The 15,183-nt window shown below is 65.7% G+C and carries 14 protein-coding genes and 1 tRNA gene; 7 read left to right on the forward strand and 8 right to left on the reverse strand.

The window, feature by feature from the left end; all coding sequences use genetic code 11:
* Positions 1–266: 266 nt before the first annotated feature.
* The 3 genes from ACIBI6_RS28710 to ACIBI6_RS28720 all read left to right on the forward strand — a co-directional run bounded on the left by ACIBI6_RS28710 (position 267) and on the right by ACIBI6_RS28720 (position 3,466).
* The gene (locus ACIBI6_RS28710) at positions 267–1,172 is read left to right on the forward strand and encodes a hypothetical protein (protein WP_396958427.1); all 906 of its coding nucleotides are present in this window, start codon (positions 267–269) and stop codon (positions 1,170–1,172) included.
* A gap of 447 nt (positions 1,173–1,619) precedes the next feature.
* Positions 1,620–2,033 (forward strand): hypothetical protein, encoded by a 414-nt coding sequence (locus tag ACIBI6_RS28715; protein ID WP_396958428.1) that lies wholly within the window; start codon positions 1,620–1,622, stop codon positions 2,031–2,033.
* A 203-nt stretch (positions 2,034–2,236) separates the two neighbouring features.
* Positions 2,237–3,466: a serine hydrolase domain-containing protein gene (locus tag ACIBI6_RS28720; RefSeq protein WP_396958429.1), complete on the forward strand. Its 1,230-nt coding sequence runs from the start codon at positions 2,237–2,239 to the stop codon at positions 3,464–3,466.
* Between the two features lie 295 nt (positions 3,467–3,761).
* On the opposite strand, the gene ACIBI6_RS28725 is transcribed toward ACIBI6_RS28720, so the two are convergent.
* The 4 genes from ACIBI6_RS28725 to ACIBI6_RS28740 all read right to left on the reverse strand — a co-directional run bounded on the left by ACIBI6_RS28725 (position 3,762) and on the right by ACIBI6_RS28740 (position 6,771).
* A complete protein-coding gene (locus ACIBI6_RS28725) occupies positions 3,762–4,379 on the reverse strand; it encodes a hypothetical protein (RefSeq protein ID WP_396958430.1) in 618 nt (205 codons plus the stop codon).
* Between the two features lie 417 nt (positions 4,380–4,796).
* Entirely contained in the window at positions 4,797–5,498 is a 702-nt protein-coding gene (locus tag ACIBI6_RS28730) for a hypothetical protein (RefSeq protein ID WP_396958431.1), read from the reverse strand.
* 222 nt (positions 5,499–5,720) lie between these two features.
* Positions 5,721–5,796: transfer RNA gene (locus tag ACIBI6_RS28735), tRNA-Gly, on the reverse strand.
* 99 nt (positions 5,797–5,895) lie between these two features.
* A complete protein-coding gene (locus tag ACIBI6_RS28740; RefSeq protein ID WP_396958432.1) occupies positions 5,896–6,771 on the reverse strand; it encodes an NAD(P)H-binding protein in 876 nt (291 codons plus the stop codon).
* 102 nt (positions 6,772–6,873) lie between these two features.
* On the opposite strand from ACIBI6_RS28740, the gene ACIBI6_RS28745 reads away from it, so the two are divergent.
* Positions 6,874–7,650 (forward strand): helix-turn-helix domain-containing protein, encoded by a 777-nt coding sequence (locus ACIBI6_RS28745; protein ID WP_396958524.1) that lies wholly within the window; start codon positions 6,874–6,876, stop codon positions 7,648–7,650.
* A 5-nt stretch (positions 7,651–7,655) separates the two neighbouring features.
* Here ACIBI6_RS28745 and ACIBI6_RS28750 read toward each other — a convergent pair whose 3' ends face one another.
* Positions 7,656–8,411: a lysophospholipid acyltransferase family protein gene (locus tag ACIBI6_RS28750; protein ID WP_364351066.1), complete on the reverse strand. Its 756-nt coding sequence runs from the start codon at positions 8,409–8,411 to the stop codon at positions 7,656–7,658.
* Between the two features lie 8 nt (positions 8,412–8,419).
* Complete coding sequence (locus tag ACIBI6_RS28755) at positions 8,420–9,172, reverse strand: lysophospholipid acyltransferase family protein (RefSeq protein ID WP_396958433.1); 753 nt, start codon at positions 9,170–9,172, stop codon at positions 8,420–8,422.
* Between the two features lie 99 nt (positions 9,173–9,271).
* Between ACIBI6_RS28755 and ACIBI6_RS28760 the strand changes: the two genes are divergently transcribed.
* The 3 genes from ACIBI6_RS28760 to ACIBI6_RS28770 all read left to right on the forward strand — a co-directional run bounded on the left by ACIBI6_RS28760 (position 9,272) and on the right by ACIBI6_RS28770 (position 12,304).
* On the forward strand, positions 9,272–10,183 hold the full coding sequence (locus tag ACIBI6_RS28760) for a hypothetical protein (RefSeq protein WP_396958434.1): 912 nt from the start codon (positions 9,272–9,274) through the stop codon (positions 10,181–10,183).
* A gap of 42 nt (positions 10,184–10,225) precedes the next feature.
* Positions 10,226–11,764 (forward strand): Rieske 2Fe-2S domain-containing protein, encoded by a 1,539-nt coding sequence (locus ACIBI6_RS28765; protein ID WP_396958435.1) that lies wholly within the window; start codon positions 10,226–10,228, stop codon positions 11,762–11,764.
* Between the two features lie 183 nt (positions 11,765–11,947).
* Positions 11,948–12,304: a hypothetical protein gene (locus ACIBI6_RS28770; protein WP_396958436.1), complete on the forward strand. Its 357-nt coding sequence runs from the start codon at positions 11,948–11,950 to the stop codon at positions 12,302–12,304.
* A gap of 180 nt (positions 12,305–12,484) precedes the next feature.
* Here the strand turns inward: ACIBI6_RS28770 and ACIBI6_RS28775 are convergent, their stop codons facing one another.
* Positions 12,485–13,441: a DMT family transporter gene (locus ACIBI6_RS28775; protein WP_396958437.1), complete on the reverse strand. Its 957-nt coding sequence runs from the start codon at positions 13,439–13,441 to the stop codon at positions 12,485–12,487.
* Between the two features lie 397 nt (positions 13,442–13,838).
* Complete coding sequence (locus tag ACIBI6_RS28780; protein WP_396958438.1) at positions 13,839–15,092, reverse strand: oxygenase MpaB family protein; 1,254 nt, start codon at positions 15,090–15,092, stop codon at positions 13,839–13,841.
* Positions 15,093–15,183: the final 91 nt, after the last annotated feature.

Consider the following 15,183-nt stretch of genomic DNA (forward strand, 5'->3'; position numbering starts at 1 on the left):
CCGGCAACAATCGGCTTCCACCCGGTGCAGGACTCTCGGCTAGGATCGTGTTTTAGCGCTTCACTTTCCAGGTGTGGCGTGGGCCCGCCTCTTCGATGATTCGACCTGCTGGTGTGAGTCGAGTCGCGGTCGCGAATGCAGCTGGGACGACCGGAAGCTGGGCGCGCCCGCCAGGCCTATGGCAATTCCACTGCGAAGCCCGGCCCGTCCTGACCGCACCGGCGCTATCGTGGAGGTACCTGTGGGGGAGGAACACGATGGTATCGGTGACGCTGTACCGCTATTCGTTCAATTTCCGCTATGCCCTGAACGACCGGCAGATGGCGGGTTTCGACCCGGGCCGGGCATTCGTCGAGATCTATGCCGTCGACACGCCCGAAGGCCGGGACGAGCGCGGGTGGACCTGTCTCGACCGGAGGACGGCGACGCGGAGTATCCGAGTCGAGGCCACCGACGGGGAATCCGCCGCGTGGGCCCGGGCCCAGACCGCCGCGCTGGATGCACTGTGGACCGCCGAACAGCAGCTCGTCCACGATCTCGGCATGCGGATCGAGGGCGGTTTCTTCTCACCCGGACTGCGGCGTGGTTCCGGCTGGTCGGCGGCCCGCCGCCGCCGCAGCCGGACCGCGTCACGGCAGGCATTCGACAGACTCGAACAGCGGCTGCACGACATCGCCGAGCGCTATCGCCCCGTCCGCGAGCAGATCGAGCCCCGCGTGCACGAGGCCGACGCACGCGCACAGGAAGAACAGGCACGACTCTGGAAAGCCCAGCGCGAGCGGGAAAAACGCGATGACCGCTTCACCGAGCTGGCGGCCCAGACCCGATGGAGCTACCGCGTCACCGAATCCGACCGAACCGTCCACGTCTTCCGCGCCGACGACTCGACCCTGACCACCGGCGAACTGATCGACGAGCTCCAGCGCCCCACGCACCACCTCACCGGCTACACCGTGCACTGGGCCGCCGCCGATCGCGCCGAGATCGAGCACGTCAGCGGCGCGGATTTCACAACTTGGTGGGCCGTAGTAGCTCCCGGCCACTGGAACGATTCCCGGCGCATCCCGTCTCGCCCGCCGACCCGTTCCGGCCCATACATCGGCGGCCACTCCAGCTACGGCGGCGGAAATTCCTGCGGTGGCGGCTTCTCCTCCTGCGGGGGCGGCTTCTGACGCGACGGCGTGCAGCCGGGCTGATACACAACGTCCAGGCGGTCGCGGACCTGTGCTTAGCGCCGGATTGGGCGGATCTGCTCCCGGACCCCCGACGGCCGCCCGTCGATGCTGGCGAGGGCGAGGACGTCGTGCTGGTCGATTTCCGAACACGACTCGGGAGTAGCGGTGTATCCGCCCCAGATCCGGCGATAGCGTCGAAAGACGTTGTGAACACGGTAGTTCGAGTTCACCTGAACACTGGCCCGAGATCCGGCTGACGATCTCGGGCATCTGCACCACTACCCCCTGGCCCTACATGTGGGATCTGTCAGCTCTGTGTCAGCGGTCGTGTCAGCACGGGATCAGTCCGGTGTCAGGACAGCGGGCGATTGTTGCTTCCGTAATCAGTTCGGCGAGCACGACATACGCCGACCCGGACAGAACAGATTCAAGGGAGCAACCATCATGTCCATCACCATCACCCTCACCGACCAGGACAAGGCCACCCTGCGGACCGCCGCGTACGGCGCCGTCTCGCTGATCGCCGCCGCTGATGCCACCGGCACGCCCCATAAGGCCGCCACCAACGGCAGCAACGCCCTGTACGCCGCGACCGGCCTGGTCGGGCATGTGCTCGCCGCGAAGTCCAAGGACATCAAGCTGAAGGGCAAGAACGTCGCCGAACTCGCCGACCAGGTACTGCCGGCACTCACCGCAGCCATGAGCCTTCTCGGGCAGCAGGATCCGGCCGAGGCCGAGAACTTCCGTAGCACCGTCCTCGTCGCTATCGACGCGGCGAGCCGGACCCACCAGAGCCAGCCCAGCCCCACCGTGGTCGCGATGATCAGCAAGATCACCGGAGCCCTGTACGCCGTGTGACGGGATGGGCCGGGGCCTCTGAAAGTCGGCGGCGTCGCTGAACGTCGCCGTGTGGGATGTCGGCTTTTCATCCGGTGCCAGGCAGACCCGTAGGCCGAATGACCGCGCCGATAACGCGCGGCCTTCGGGGAGCGCCGTCGAAGCCATGGGCGCCACACCGGGACGGGTCCCGCAGATCGAACACTATAAGCAGGAGATTGATGATGGAACACAACAACAGCGGCTTCTCCGAGGCAGGGCTGCGCAGAGTACGCGACGTGCTGGACCGGCATGTCGAGTCCGGAAAGATTCCCGGGGTCGTCGCCCTGGTCAGCCGGGGCGGCCAGACGCATGTCGAAGCGATCGGGACGATGCGCGCCGACGGTGGCGCTCCGATGCGCCGGGACACGATCTTCCGGATGGCGTCCACGTCCAAGCCGGTCACGATGGCGGCGGCGGTGATCCTGCTCGACGAATGTCGTCTGCGGCTGGACGACCCGGTAGATCCGTGGCTGCCCGAACTGGCCGACCGTCAGGTGCTGCGCCGGGCCGATGGGCCGCTGGAGGACACCGTGCCCGCGCAGCGACCGATCACCGTACGGGACCTGCTGACCTCCACATTCGGGCTCGGAGTGGATCTCACGCTCATGGGATCCCCGATCATGGACGCGGTTCTCGACCGGGCCAACTACAGCGGGGAAGCCGCATCGGCGCCCGAGCCGGACAAGTGGATGAGCCGCTTGGGCGAGCTGCCGCTGTCGTACCACCCCGGCGAGCGGTGGCAGTACGAACTCAGCCACGATGTCCTCGCCGTGCTCGTCGCCCGGGTCTCGGGTCAGTCGTTCGAAACGTTTCTGCGCGAACGCGTCTTCGAGCCGCTGGGGATGACCGACACCGGCTTCCACGTGCCCGCCGGCAAGATCGACCGGCTCCCGCCCAGCTACGCCCCCGACCCGCAGACCGGCGAGTTCATCGTGTGGGACGAGGCCGCGGGCGGAAGGTTCAGCGAGCCTCCGGTATTCCAGCACGGCGGCGGCGGGCTGGTCTCCACCGTCGACGACTATCACGCCTACTTTCAGATGCTGCTCAACCACGGGATGCACGGGACCGAACGGATCCTGTCCCGGCCCGCCGTCGAGCTGATGACCACCAACCGCCTCACGCCCGAACAGAATGCCGCCCGAAATGCGCTGGCCAAGAACAACGTCCATGTGTCTTTCGGTCAAGGACAGCACGGTGGCTGGGGCTTCGGAATGGCGGTGCGCACCTACCGCGGCGACTACGCTCCCATCGGCCAGTTCGGTTGGGACGGCGGCACCGGCACATCCGCCTACGCCGACCCGAGCAACCAGCTCACCGGAATTCTGTTGACCCAGGTCGGGTTGTCGACCCCGGATCCGGCGTGGCTCATCCACGACTTCTGGACCACGCTCTACCAGGCACTCGATTCCTGACGAGGCCGGTCTCGACCCCGTCTGCCTCAGGCCGGGTCGCCCGAGGGCGAGATCACCTCAGGCGACCCGACCTGAGCAATCCAGACAACAGATTCATCAGCTGACGAGCTGAGCACCTGTACACGGGGGTAGTGGTGTATACCCCAGCTCCGGTGCCAGCATTGAAAGACGTTGTGGAACATGATAGTTCGGAGTTCGCCGGAACATTAGCGCCGGATCTCGGGCATCCGCAACCCCGATTTCTCGCAGATGCTCCTCAACCCCGACCAGTTGGCCGCTACCTCCTTGCCCGTGATCACGGCTGGCCGGTGGCGAACGCCTGTACAGCGTCGCCGAACTCCGGGCCGCCCACGACGTATCCGCCGACGGTTCCACCGATCAGCACACCCGCGGGGATGCTGATCCCCCATATCAGGGGCAGACACGCCCCGAGGAGGCCGCCCACGATGGCACCGCCGACGACGCCAGGCAGGTTCTTGTTGATCTGCTCCTCGAGCCGGTCGTAGGAGCTGATGTCCTTCAGTTGCGCAATATCTTCTGCCGTCGGGGTCGGTGTCACCGCCAGAGTGCGACCGTCCGCACCGACGTGCTGCGCAATCGCGATCGAACGCCCGTCGACGGCGAACCACTGCGGTATTTCGGTCACCGCCGCTCCGTCGCCGGACTCGAGCACCACCGCACCGTTCTGCGCGATCGCGAACTTGCCATTCTCGACGGTGGCGATAATCACCCTGTCGACTGGCGAAACCGTGATCTGGTAGTTGATTCCGTGATCCACACCGGAAGTCGTGTCCCCCACACTCACCGCAGTCGGCTGCTCCGTGCCGGCCAGCTCTGCATGCGCGGTTGCCGCCGTGACACCCACGGCCGAGATGGCGATGAAAACAGCAGCAGTGATCTTCTCGAACTTCATTCTTCGAATCCCTCCACTCAGCTGCCCCGGGATGGGCGGACCGAGTCAGACCTTAGGCGTCGAATCCAGCGGTGTGTGGTACGCCACACACAGTTTCGAAGTCGAGAGCTGACCTCGAACGTCCGATAGAGGGCCAGGGGGTCGGGAGCCCGGGGCGATGACACCCGTTGGTGGCCTCGGGCTCGATTGGCAAACCTGCTCGAACGATGCCAGGGTTCCCGCAGAACTCGCCGATTTGGGGCGGATTTGAAGATCCCCTACCCAAATAGATTGCGGTAGACCGCCGATTCCATTCCCTTATCGGCGGTCAGAACTTTGCAAGGATGGATATGCCCCGGACGAAACCGCGCGCATGCCACCATGCCGTGGCGCTGTAGTTCACAGCGTGGAAGGCGAAACGCCGTGCCCGGTCCATCTTCAGTCCTCGGCAGACGGCTGATGTTGTAGGCCGACCAGATCGGCGGCAGCCGGGTTTTGTTCGAGCTGGTGTTCGGTGTGCATCGGACTGATCTGCCCGCGGTATGTCCGCAGGATTTCGGTGACTTGGTCGCGGTGTTCGCGGGCGGCGCGGTCGGCCATGGCGTGGGCGGCGGTAATCGCGCGGGAGTACTCCATATCGCGTTGTTCGAGTTGATGGTGGTGTTCGGTGGCCTGATCGTCGAGCCGCTGTCGCAGAGTCGCGTTCTCCTCAGCTGACGCCTCAGCGTTGGTGACCGCGGCATCTCGTTCGCCTTCGGCGTGGGCCTGTGCTGCGCGGGCGGCGTCGAGGTGTCCGCGCATTTCCCTCAAGACCGCTTCGGCCTCCTCGTACGCCCGGTCGCGATCCACTTCTACCTCGCCAATGCGCTCTTGTGCGTCGGTAGAAGCTTGTGCTGCAAGGTCTTTGGCCTGCTGTGCTTCCTCAGCGGCTTCGTCGGCGGCGACCAGGGCCAGCTCCTCGAGTTCGACCGCGCGTTCCAGCCGACATGCCATGACCGTGGCCGATTTCTCCGCATCGGCGCGAGCCTGTTCGGCGGCGGCGATGCGGACGGTCGCGTCCCGTCGCACCTCGGCGATCTCGCGGTCGATGACCTCGGGATCGGTGACCTCGGCGATCAATTCACCGGCGTCTACCAGCATGGCTGCCAGTTCCGCGCGCGTCAGCTCGATGCGGTCGACAAGATCGGTCGTAGAAGTGGAACGGAACCTGCCAGGCGATCGACCCGTTACTACGGGGTCGCGGGCGGGGTGTGAGCATGAAGCCTCCAGAGCCGGTAGGTGCCCTGAGAAGCTGTCGTGACCGCAAGTGGTGACATACACGTCTACACCAGGGTAGATCACGCTACTGACCTGGCGTTTTCATGGAGCGGATGACGGGATTCGAACCCGCGACCCTCACCTTGGCAAGGTGATGCGCTACCAGCTGCGCTACATCCGCGTGCGCTTCGTTGTGGTCCGGGAGGGCCGCGACGTCGTGCGCCCAAAACTGTAGTCCGTCATCACGTCCAAAGGAAAATCGGATATTCGCCGGGGCCGGTCAGGTGGCGTTTTGGTCGGCAACGCTCGGGGTGAAGGAGGAGGCGTGTTCGGCCGCCCATTCGGCGTAGCTGCGGGGGGCGCGGGCCAGGACTTGGCGGACATCGTCGGTGACCGTGGCGTTGCCTCCGGCTCGGACGTAGGCCTGGCCTGCTAGTGCCCCGTCGGCGAACTCCGGAGACATCCCTGCCGAGATCATGTGGTCGCGCGCAACGTGTTCCGGCACGTCGACCACGTCCAGGGGGTGGCCGAGGAGCGTTGCCAGTGTGGCGACCTGATCCGCGCAGGTGAGCAGCGCCGGGCCGGTGAGAGTGTAGATACGGCCGGAGTGGCCCGGCATAACCAGAGCCTCGGCGGCAACCGCAGCGACGTCACGTGGATCGATGACACCCTGGCTGCCGGTGCCGGTCAGATTCGGCACGGGTTGGCCGGACCGGACGGCATCGGCCCAGCTCAATGTGTTGGAGGCAAAGCTGGTCGGACGCAGGATCGTCCATTCGAGCCCGCTTTCCCTGGCCGCCTCTTCGCCGGGAATATGCCAGGTGCCGACGCGGCCGAGTTCCGGATTGCCGGTGCCGATGGCGGAAAGTTTGACGATCCGGCGGACGCCCGCGTCGCGCGCCGTGCGGACCAGCGCGCGATCGGTCTCGGCGTCGTCGGGGCCGAGGACACCGACGATGAAGGCCGCGTCCGCGCCGGTCATCGCGACGGCCATCGAGTCGAGGTCGTGGTAATCGCCACGCACCACCTCGACCCCGGCGGGCACCCGCGCTTGCTCCGGATTCCGCGTCACCGCCCGGACCCGCACACCGCGCGCGGCGAGCTGACGGATGAGTTCACTACCGATGGTGCCCGTGGCACCGGTGACGACGATCATGAGTAGAGCGTGCCGCCCATCCCACCCGGTTCGATAGGAAATTTCGGCACGGCTTCGGGCGCTGTATTCGGCCGTGAGCTGCTTACAGTGGGTCGGGTGAGCATGCAGGTAGACCTGATCGAACCAACGGTGCCCGCACCCGAATCGCTGCGTGCGTGGATCACCGAGCTGGGACGCTTCCCCACCGACACCGATGCCTCCCTACCGCTCACGCATGTACCGCACGCCGGGACGACGATCGTGCTCCGCACCGCAGACCGCCCTGACGCACTCGTCCTCGGCCCGCAGACCCGCGCCTCCTACTCCACAGCCGATAAGCCCGCCGGCTGCGTCCGCCTGCGCCTGGCTCCCGGCGCGACCCGGCAACTGCTCGGCGTCCCGGCCACCGATATCGCCGATCGCGTTGTCCGCCTCGCCGACCTTCCCGGCGTTGCCGCCGAGCTGGCGAACGAACTCGCCACGCTGCCAACGGATGAGGTCCTGCCTTTTCTGGAAGAGGTCCTCCCGCAACGCATCTCCGAAGACGCGACGCAGCGCACCCACCGCGAACTACTCCGCGATGCGGTTGCCGCCATATCCGCAAGGCCAACGGTTCACGAACTCGCCACCGATCTGGCCGTCAGCGAACGCCAGCTTCGCAACCTGTTCACCACTGGAATCGGTATCTCCCCAAAGCATTTCGCCCGGATCGGGCGTGTGCGCCAGATCCTCGTCGATGCGAGCAACACCCCTGGAGTCGAGCTGGCCCACATTGCGGCCGTCCACGGCTACTACGACCAATCGCACATGTCGGCGGACTTCAAAGCTCTGATGGGCGTTCCACCGGCCAAGTTCTTCCAGGGGCGGGTGCCCGCGCCAACCCGGTGCCAGTCGTCCTGACGAGTTCAGCGAGTTTGCCGCTGTGCCGCACGAGCGCGACGGCGGGCCATCTCTTCCCGCTCCAGAACCGCGGCCTCGGCAAGCGTAGGCGCGCCGCCGCCGAGGCGGGCCGGGACCCAAGGCGCGCCTTCGGGCATCGGGTAGCCGGTTTGCGCCTGTTCGAGCAATTCGCCCATCCGCGTGCGGGTTTCGGCGGTCAGGTCATCGGTCGGTTCGGCGGGCGGGATCGGATCGCCGATGCGAATATTGATCGGAAAACGATGGCGACCGAGTTGTTTCGGGAAACCCTTGGTCCAGATGCGGTGCGCGCCCCAGATGACGATGGGGATGATCGGCACATCCGCGTCGATCGCCATGCGGGCCGCGCCGGATTTGAATTCCTCGAGCTCGAAGCTGCGGCTGATCGTCGCTTCCGGATAGACCACGACCAGTTCGCCGTCCCGCAACGCCTCGACGGCGCGTCGGTATGACGCCGCTCCGGCCGCGCGGTCGACACCGATTGCCTTGCAGTGCTTCATGAGAAAGCCGACGATGCCGTGCTCGAGTTCGGCCTTCATCATGTATCGGACATTGCGTCGCGATTTGCGCCCGACCAGCCCGACCTCCATGAAGTCGAGGTAGGCGGTGTGATTCACGGCGAGTACGGCGCCGCCGGTGCGCGGGATCCGGTCCTGTCCGCTGATGTCGATGCGCAGCCCTTGCACCGCGAATATCGTGCGAACCAAGCCGGTGAGAATGTCATAGACCGGTTCCCGCGACATAGCTTCCCCTACAACGAATCCTCGGCCGCCCGGCGCGCCGCCTTCTCCTTGGCTTCGGCGGCATCCATGGCATCGGCTTCTTCGAGGGTAGGCGCACTGCCGCCCAAGCGTGCCGGTACCCAGTACGCGCCGGGTTCGTGCACGTAGTCCTGCTGCAGATCCAGCAGCATGGCCTGCATGGTGCTGCGGAGTTGGGCGGTGAGTTCGGCGGCCGGCTCATAGGGCTGGATCGGTGCGCCGACGGCAATCGAGATCGGAGTGTTGGTGCGGCCCAGACGCTTCGGGAAGCCCTTGGTCCACACGCGCTGAGCACCCCAGATGACGATCGGGATGATCGGCACTTCCGCCTCGATCGCCATGCGCGCGGCACCGGACTTGAAGGCCTTGATCTCGAAGCTGCGGCTGATCGTCGCCTCGGGATAGACGCCGACCAACTCGCCCTTGCGGAGATATTCGAGTGCCGCCTGGTACGAGTCGGCCCCTGCGGACCGATCGACCGGAATATGCTTGAGCGCCCGCATGATCGGGCCGGAGATGTTGTTGTCGAACACCTCTCTTTTGGCCATGAAACGGATGTACCGCTTGGGGGTGCGCACCGGCAGACCCGCGTAGGTGAAGTCCATGTAGCCGGTGTGGTTCACCGCAAGGACGGCACCACCGCGCGCCGGAATATGTTCAGCGCCCTTGACGCTGAACTTCAAACCTTCGACGAAGAAGACGGTCCGGGCAAGCCCGATTATCGTCTGGTAGACGGGTTCCACAATTCCGCTAGCGTAGTCGCTGACTGTCCCATCCGGCAGAGCCGCCGCGACTGCGCGCGTCTGACCCGTCGCTCAACGTCTAGAAAGAGGACCCCCGAAGTGGAACGCGCCCGCCCGATCCCGCGTGAACGCGACTGGAAGGACCCGCGCGAACGCGACCGGAGAGGGCTGGCGGCCATCATGGGTGGTCTGCTGACCGGCGCCGTGCTGCTCACCGGCTGCGATTCGGTATCCGGCATTCCCGGCGACGAGCCGAAGCAAACATCGACTCCGACTGCCAGCACGAAATCGGCCGCGATTGCGACCACAACTCCTACGGACGTGGCGCGAGCGTTCGCGGTGCCGGTCGGCGCGGTCCCCGGCCTGCCCGGCGCGACAGATGTCGCGGCGCGCTTCGGGGCCGTATTGGCTGGTTCGACACCTGCCGAATTGCGCGCCAAGTGCTGGATGCTGGCTCCGGGCAATGTGGCCGATATGGCCACCGAGCAGACGGCGATCCTCAAAGCCCTAGCACAGCCCGCGACCACCACACAGAACACCGTCACCTGGCAGAACGCGGGCACGTCCGTCACCTTCGATCGAAACGAAGTGGTGGCGGCCACGAAGAATTCGTCTCAGATCGTCTGCCCGTGGGTGGCCCAGGACGGCGAAGCTGGACCCAATGAGGCCGATGCCAGGCATACCGTGCGACGCTATCTGTCCCGCTTCGTCGGCACCCCCCTCGACCCTTCCGATAAAGAAGGGACGTATCCGCTGGTCTGCAAAGCCAGCCCGGCGAACTGGGACCCCAACGGAACCGGCAGTCCGACAGCCCCGCCACTGGCCAACAACCCGGGCAAGCTGACCGGGACCACGAAATTCACCGATCAGGAGATCCGCTCGGAGCGGCTGCGTGCGGACTACGTCACTGTGCAGGTTCCGGTCACGAACTCCTCGGGTGTGACCCAGACCCACACCTTCACCCTGACCGCGGACGCCGAGGGCTACTGCATCGGCGACGTTTCTGCCTAACCACTACCCTGGATGGCTGGTAACGGTCAGGAGGAGCAGCTCGTGCAGATCACCAGCGTCGGACACGCCGGATTCCACATCCGCACCGCGGCCGGGTCGATCCTTTGCGATCCCTGGGTCAATCCCGCGTACTTCGGTTCGTGGTTCCCGTTTCCGGACAACACCCAGTTGGACTGGGACGAGCTGGGCAATTGCGATTTCCTGTACGTCTCGCATTTGCACCGCGACCACTTCGACGCGGCGCATATCGCGAAGCACGTCAACAAGGACGCGACCGTACTGCTGCCGGACTATCCGGTGCCGGATCTCAAGCGCGAACTCGAGAAGCTCGGCTTCCACAAGTTCTTCGAGACCAAAGATTCGGTCAAGCATCGGGTGAGCGGACCCGGCGGCGAGATCGACATCATGATCATCGCGCTGCGCGCACCCGCCGACGGACCGATCGGCGACTCCGGGCTGGTCGTCGCCGACGGCGAGACCACCTGTTTCAATATGAACGACGCCCGTCCGGTGGATATGGATGTGCTGCACGACGCATTCGGGCATATCGATATCCACCTGCTGCAGTACTCGGGCGCGATCTGGTATCCGATGGTCTACGACATTCCTTCGCGGACCAAGTCGAATTTCGGTAAGCAGAAGCGTCAGCGCGGAATGGATCGTGCGCGCAGCTATGTCGAGCAGGTCGACGCCACCTGGGTAGTGCCCTCGGCCGGCCCGCCGGTATTTCTCGACGACGAGTTGCGCTACCTCAATGACGATCGCGGCGACGAGGGCAATATCTTCCCGGATCAGATGGTGTTCCTGGAACAGATGAAAATCCACGGCAACGAGGGCGGGATCCTGATGATCCCGGGTTCGGTCGCCGACGTGCGCGGTGCCGAACTCGCGCTGGCCCATCCGTTCGAGCCGGGCCTGATCTATGACAACAAGGCCGAATACATCGAGCTGATGGCACAGCGTCTCGCTCCGGTGCTGGCGGCCGAAAAGGCTTCGTGGGCAACGGGTGACGAGCGGCTACTGGAACCGCTGAAGGCGCTGTTCGAGCCGATCATGAAGCAGAGCGATCTGATCTGCGACGGGATCGGCTATCCGGTCGGACTGGTCATGGGTGACGAAACCGTGGTGCTGGACTTCCCCAAGCGCGTAGTGCGCGAGCCGATCGAGGGTGAAGGCAAGTATCGCTACGGCTTCCGTATCCCGCCGGAACTGGTGCGCACCGTGCTGCGCGACGACGAGCCGGACTGGGTGAACACCATTTTCCTGTCCACTCGATTCCAGGCCTGGCGCATCGGCGGCTACAACGAATTCCTCTACACCTTCTTCAAATGCCTCACCGATGAGCGGATCGCGTACGCGGACGGCTGGTTCGCCGAGGCGCACGATGATTCCGCCTCAACGGAATTGGCCGGCTGGGAAGTCCAGCGCCGCTGCCCACACCTGAAGGCGGATCTGTCGAAATTCGGCGTGATCGAAGGAAATACCCTCACCTGCAATTTGCACGGGTGGCAGTGGGATCTGGAATCCGGGCGGTGCAAGACCTCCAAGGGACATGAGTTGCGCTCGCACAAGCTCGTCTGAATTCTGGTCCCCCGGGTGCCTTTTGCCGACTGTCGGTCGGTTCTGAAATTCGGTGCGATTCGGTCGCTCACGTGCTGGTGGCGACTACCTGGGGCTCCTACAATCAGGGGCGTCGGGGAATATCGAACGAACTCGACGATCGGCGAGTCCCGTACGCGGGACGATTCGCCGGAAGAAGGCACCATGATCATCAACAAGGCGCGCGGCAGCACCGCGCGCCGACTGCTCGCAAAGGTCGCGCTCGTTGGAGCGGCGGTGGCGGTTCCGATGACGGCAGTGGCGGTTCACGCCACGGCGATGCCGACACCCGGACCAGGTGTTGTGCAGACAGATAATCCGCACTGCCCGGGCTACGGCCCCGGGTGCAATGGCGGCGGTTGGGGCGGGGGCGGCGGCGGCTGGGGCGGCAACGGCGGTTGGGGTGGCAACGGCGGCTGGGGCGGCAACGGCGGCTGGGGCGGCGGCGGCTGGGGCGGCGGCTGGGGTGGCAACGGCGGCTGGGGCCAGTGGTTCCCACCGGGCTGGTTCGGCAGCAGCTAACCGAACAAATCCGAGCACCGCAAGATAGGTCTCCCGGCGAGGTCGACCATTGCGGTGGGGTCGCTGGGCGGCCCATGTCCAGGCGCATGCCCTCGAGCAAGGTCGGCCCCGAACACCAAGTGCAATGACTGACACATCGGTGAGTCGCTGCCCCGCAATGCCGGAAGTTCGGCGCTGGGGTCAGGTTCGTGAGCGGGTGGCGACGAGGACGGCGAGGAAGGTGAGGGCGCAGCCGATTACGGCGGTTGGGGAGAGTCCGGCACCGGTTGGGGTGAGCAGGTCCAGGGTGATCGAGGCCAGGAGTTGGCCGGCAACCGAGGTAAGGCCGAGGAGCAGGACGCCGATCCAGCGGACGGTGATGGCGGCCAAGGCGATGAAGGCGACGCCGATGAGGCCGCCCAGATAGAGCCATGGCTCGCTGGGGAATCCACCAGGCAAGCCGGTGCCGACCAGGATGCAGGCCTCGATGGCGAAAAGGGCCGCGGTGCCGATGCCGAAGTTCACCAGGGTGGCGGAGAACGGACCGCCGACCGCGCCGACGCGACCGTTGACCGCCTGCTGCCAGGCCAGTCCGATTCCGGCCAGCGCGGGCAACAGGATCAGCACAGCGGTCGGGCTGTTGCGCAGCCATTCGGGCACCGCCGCGGAACCGACCGGCGCGCCGGACCCTCCCGCCACAGCGAGGACCACCGCGACCATGGCCAGCGCCGCACCGCCAACGCGCGAAACCGTGACCGGAGTGCGGCCATTCGGCGCCAACCCGAGCCGGTCCACCACCAGACTGCTCAGCAATTGCCCGCCGACTGTGGCGACGGTGAAGGCCGTGACGCCGATCGCCGCAACGGTAAGTCCTTGGCACGCAACGAAGAACGCGCCGCAGAGCCCACCGAACAACTGCACCGGCCGCAGCTCACCATCGGCCACCGCCCGCCGCACCCGCACCAGCCCGTCCCGCAACCGCCGACTCACCGCGAACGCGATCACCAACACCACTAGACCGATGCCGAAACTGATACAGGCAGCCGCGATCCCATCCCGCAACCGCACCCCCAACGCCCCATTGATCCGGCCCTGCACCGCCACCCCGGCCCCGATGCAGAACCCGAAGGCCAACCCCACCTTCGCCCGCGCCACCATCCCCGCACCGTACCGCCACCCCCCGCATCCCCCGACCGCGCCACAACCCACCGCGCCCGAGCCCACCTCACACCAGCCCGATCAGACACCCTTCGCTGGCGCCGAATTCGCACGGAATGGCCGGTCACCCTCGATGCAAGTCGGCCGAAGGATGTTCGTCAGATGTGTGTCTGGCGGCTGCACCATCGACCGAGTCGACCAGCCATGCGAGACCGTCATCGGCTGTATCGCCGTATGTGGAGTTGCTTCGAGCGCCCTTGCAGCGCCGCCACTTCCAGCGCCAACTCGTGACCAAGCACTGACTGCGGCCATTCGCCGAACGTCATCGCGGTGATGCCATGGCGGCATCGGTCGGAACGCGCCGTTGCCGACCGCCCGGCGCGCAGGGGCAGCACGGTTACCCGGCGCGCAGGGTGGTGCGGGCAGCGTAGGTGTCGTGACGAGCGTAGGTGCGGTCGCCGCCGTTGCGGGCGATGGAGCCGCGGACCAGGCGGGCGCGGATTCGGGCACCGAGCCGTTCTTGGAAGCGGGTGGCGCCGGGGATGAGTTGGCGGGGTACTTCCAATGCGCCGTTGACTACAGCAGTCGCCATGACGGCGCTCTGGAAGAACTTGCTGTTCTCCAGGCCGAGGAAATCAGAGTTGGTCGGGCCGAGGACGATTCGGCTGTAGGCGACCATATAACTGGTGATCACGCGGCGGATCAGGCGCTGACCTGTGGTGTCGGTGCCGATGAACAGGCCGCCCGCGGCCGGGACCAGGGCCTGGGCCAGGCGTCGGGAGTCCTCGTCCGGGATGAATTCGGTATCGGCGAGGATCCAGAAAGCGCGCCAGGTATCGGTTTCATTGGTCGGCAGGATTTCGGCGTCGATGCCGAGCAGGAAGCCGACATAGCGCCAGAGTTGGAATACCGAATCCTTCTCCTGGGCCGAAAAGCGCAGGCCGAGCGCCTGTGCGCCAACCAGATTCGCCATCGAGAACAGGCCGAGTGTGCCGACGGTGAGCACCTGGTTCACCGGATGGTCCCAGGCTTCGTAATCCCAATCGGGGCGTCGATTCATGCCCGCGCGCACCAGCGCGTGCATCAGCCGCACCCGCAGCACACTCTGGTAGCCGACCTGATTGCGTTGCAGGCCACCGGGAGTCGTGACGTCCAGCCACCACTGGGTGGTTTCGGCCAGGCGGCGCGGCGCCATGGCATCGAGATCACCGGTGCCGACCAGGGCCTTATCCGCGCGAGAGGCCAGATAGCCGCCCATCAGCGCGAACATCCCCATCGCGATCCCACCCCAGACACTGGTGCGTTCCACGACCCGGGCACCGCGGTCGATTTTGGTGCGGTCCAGCCAGTACGGGTCCGTCTCGACCTGACCGAAGAATGCCGTCAATTCGTCGGGTGCATTCGGCACCGCATCGATTCCGCGCTCCACGGCGACCTCGAACATCCGCCGACCCTCGCCGACCGGCAGCCGCTTGAACATGGCGACCACACCGTCCGCGAGCGGATCCCCGACCTGCGCGAACCGGCGGAACGAATCCCGCTGCGCCGCGGTGCAGCGCAGATCGCCGGGTGCCAGCACCGGCACCGCGTACCGGAAGGGGAACTCCGTGAACAGCGGCGGAGTGGGCAGCAGCTGGTTGTCATGCGTCATTGCATTTCACCCATCGGAAGAGAGGTTCGCGCCCAAGCCGAGCACATCTGACAAGACCGTCTCACAAATTCGAATATCTGGCAAGGATCCA

Origin of the sequence: Nocardia sp. NPDC050412 (assembly GCF_044458825.1) — a bacterium.
Classification (GTDB): Bacteria; Actinomycetota; Actinomycetes; order Mycobacteriales; family Mycobacteriaceae; genus Nocardia.

Bases quoted from the DNA above. Each gene is read 5' to 3' on its own strand.
- ACIBI6_RS28715 (WP_396958428.1), top strand. From the start codon at position 1,620: ATGTCCATCACCATCACCCTCACCGACCAGGACAAGGCCACCCTGCGG.
- ACIBI6_RS28720 (WP_396958429.1), top strand. From the start codon at position 2,237: ATGGAACACAACAACAGCGGCTTCTCCGAGGCAGGGCTGCGCAGAGTA.
- ACIBI6_RS28725 (WP_396958430.1), bottom strand. From the start codon at position 4,379: ATGAAGTTCGAGAAGATCACTGCTGCTGTTTTCATCGCCATCTCGGCC.
- ACIBI6_RS28730 (WP_396958431.1), bottom strand. From the start codon at position 5,498: ATGCTGGTAGACGCCGGTGAATTGATCGCCGAGGTCACCGATCCCGAG.
- ACIBI6_RS28740 (WP_396958432.1), bottom strand. From the start codon at position 6,771: ATGATCGTCGTCACCGGTGCCACGGGCACCATCGGTAGTGAACTCATC.
- ACIBI6_RS28745 (WP_396958524.1), top strand. From the start codon at position 6,874: ATGCAGGTAGACCTGATCGAACCAACGGTGCCCGCACCCGAATCGCTG.
- ACIBI6_RS28750 (WP_364351066.1), bottom strand. From the start codon at position 8,411: ATGTCGCGGGAACCGGTCTATGACATTCTCACCGGCTTGGTTCGCACG.
- ACIBI6_RS28770 (WP_396958436.1), top strand. From the start codon at position 11,948: ATGATCATCAACAAGGCGCGCGGCAGCACCGCGCGCCGACTGCTCGCA.
- ACIBI6_RS28775 (WP_396958437.1), bottom strand. From the start codon at position 13,441: ATGGTGGCGCGGGCGAAGGTGGGGTTGGCCTTCGGGTTCTGCATCGGG.
- ACIBI6_RS28780 (WP_396958438.1), bottom strand. From the start codon at position 15,092: ATGACGCATGACAACCAGCTGCTGCCCACTCCGCCGCTGTTCACGGAG.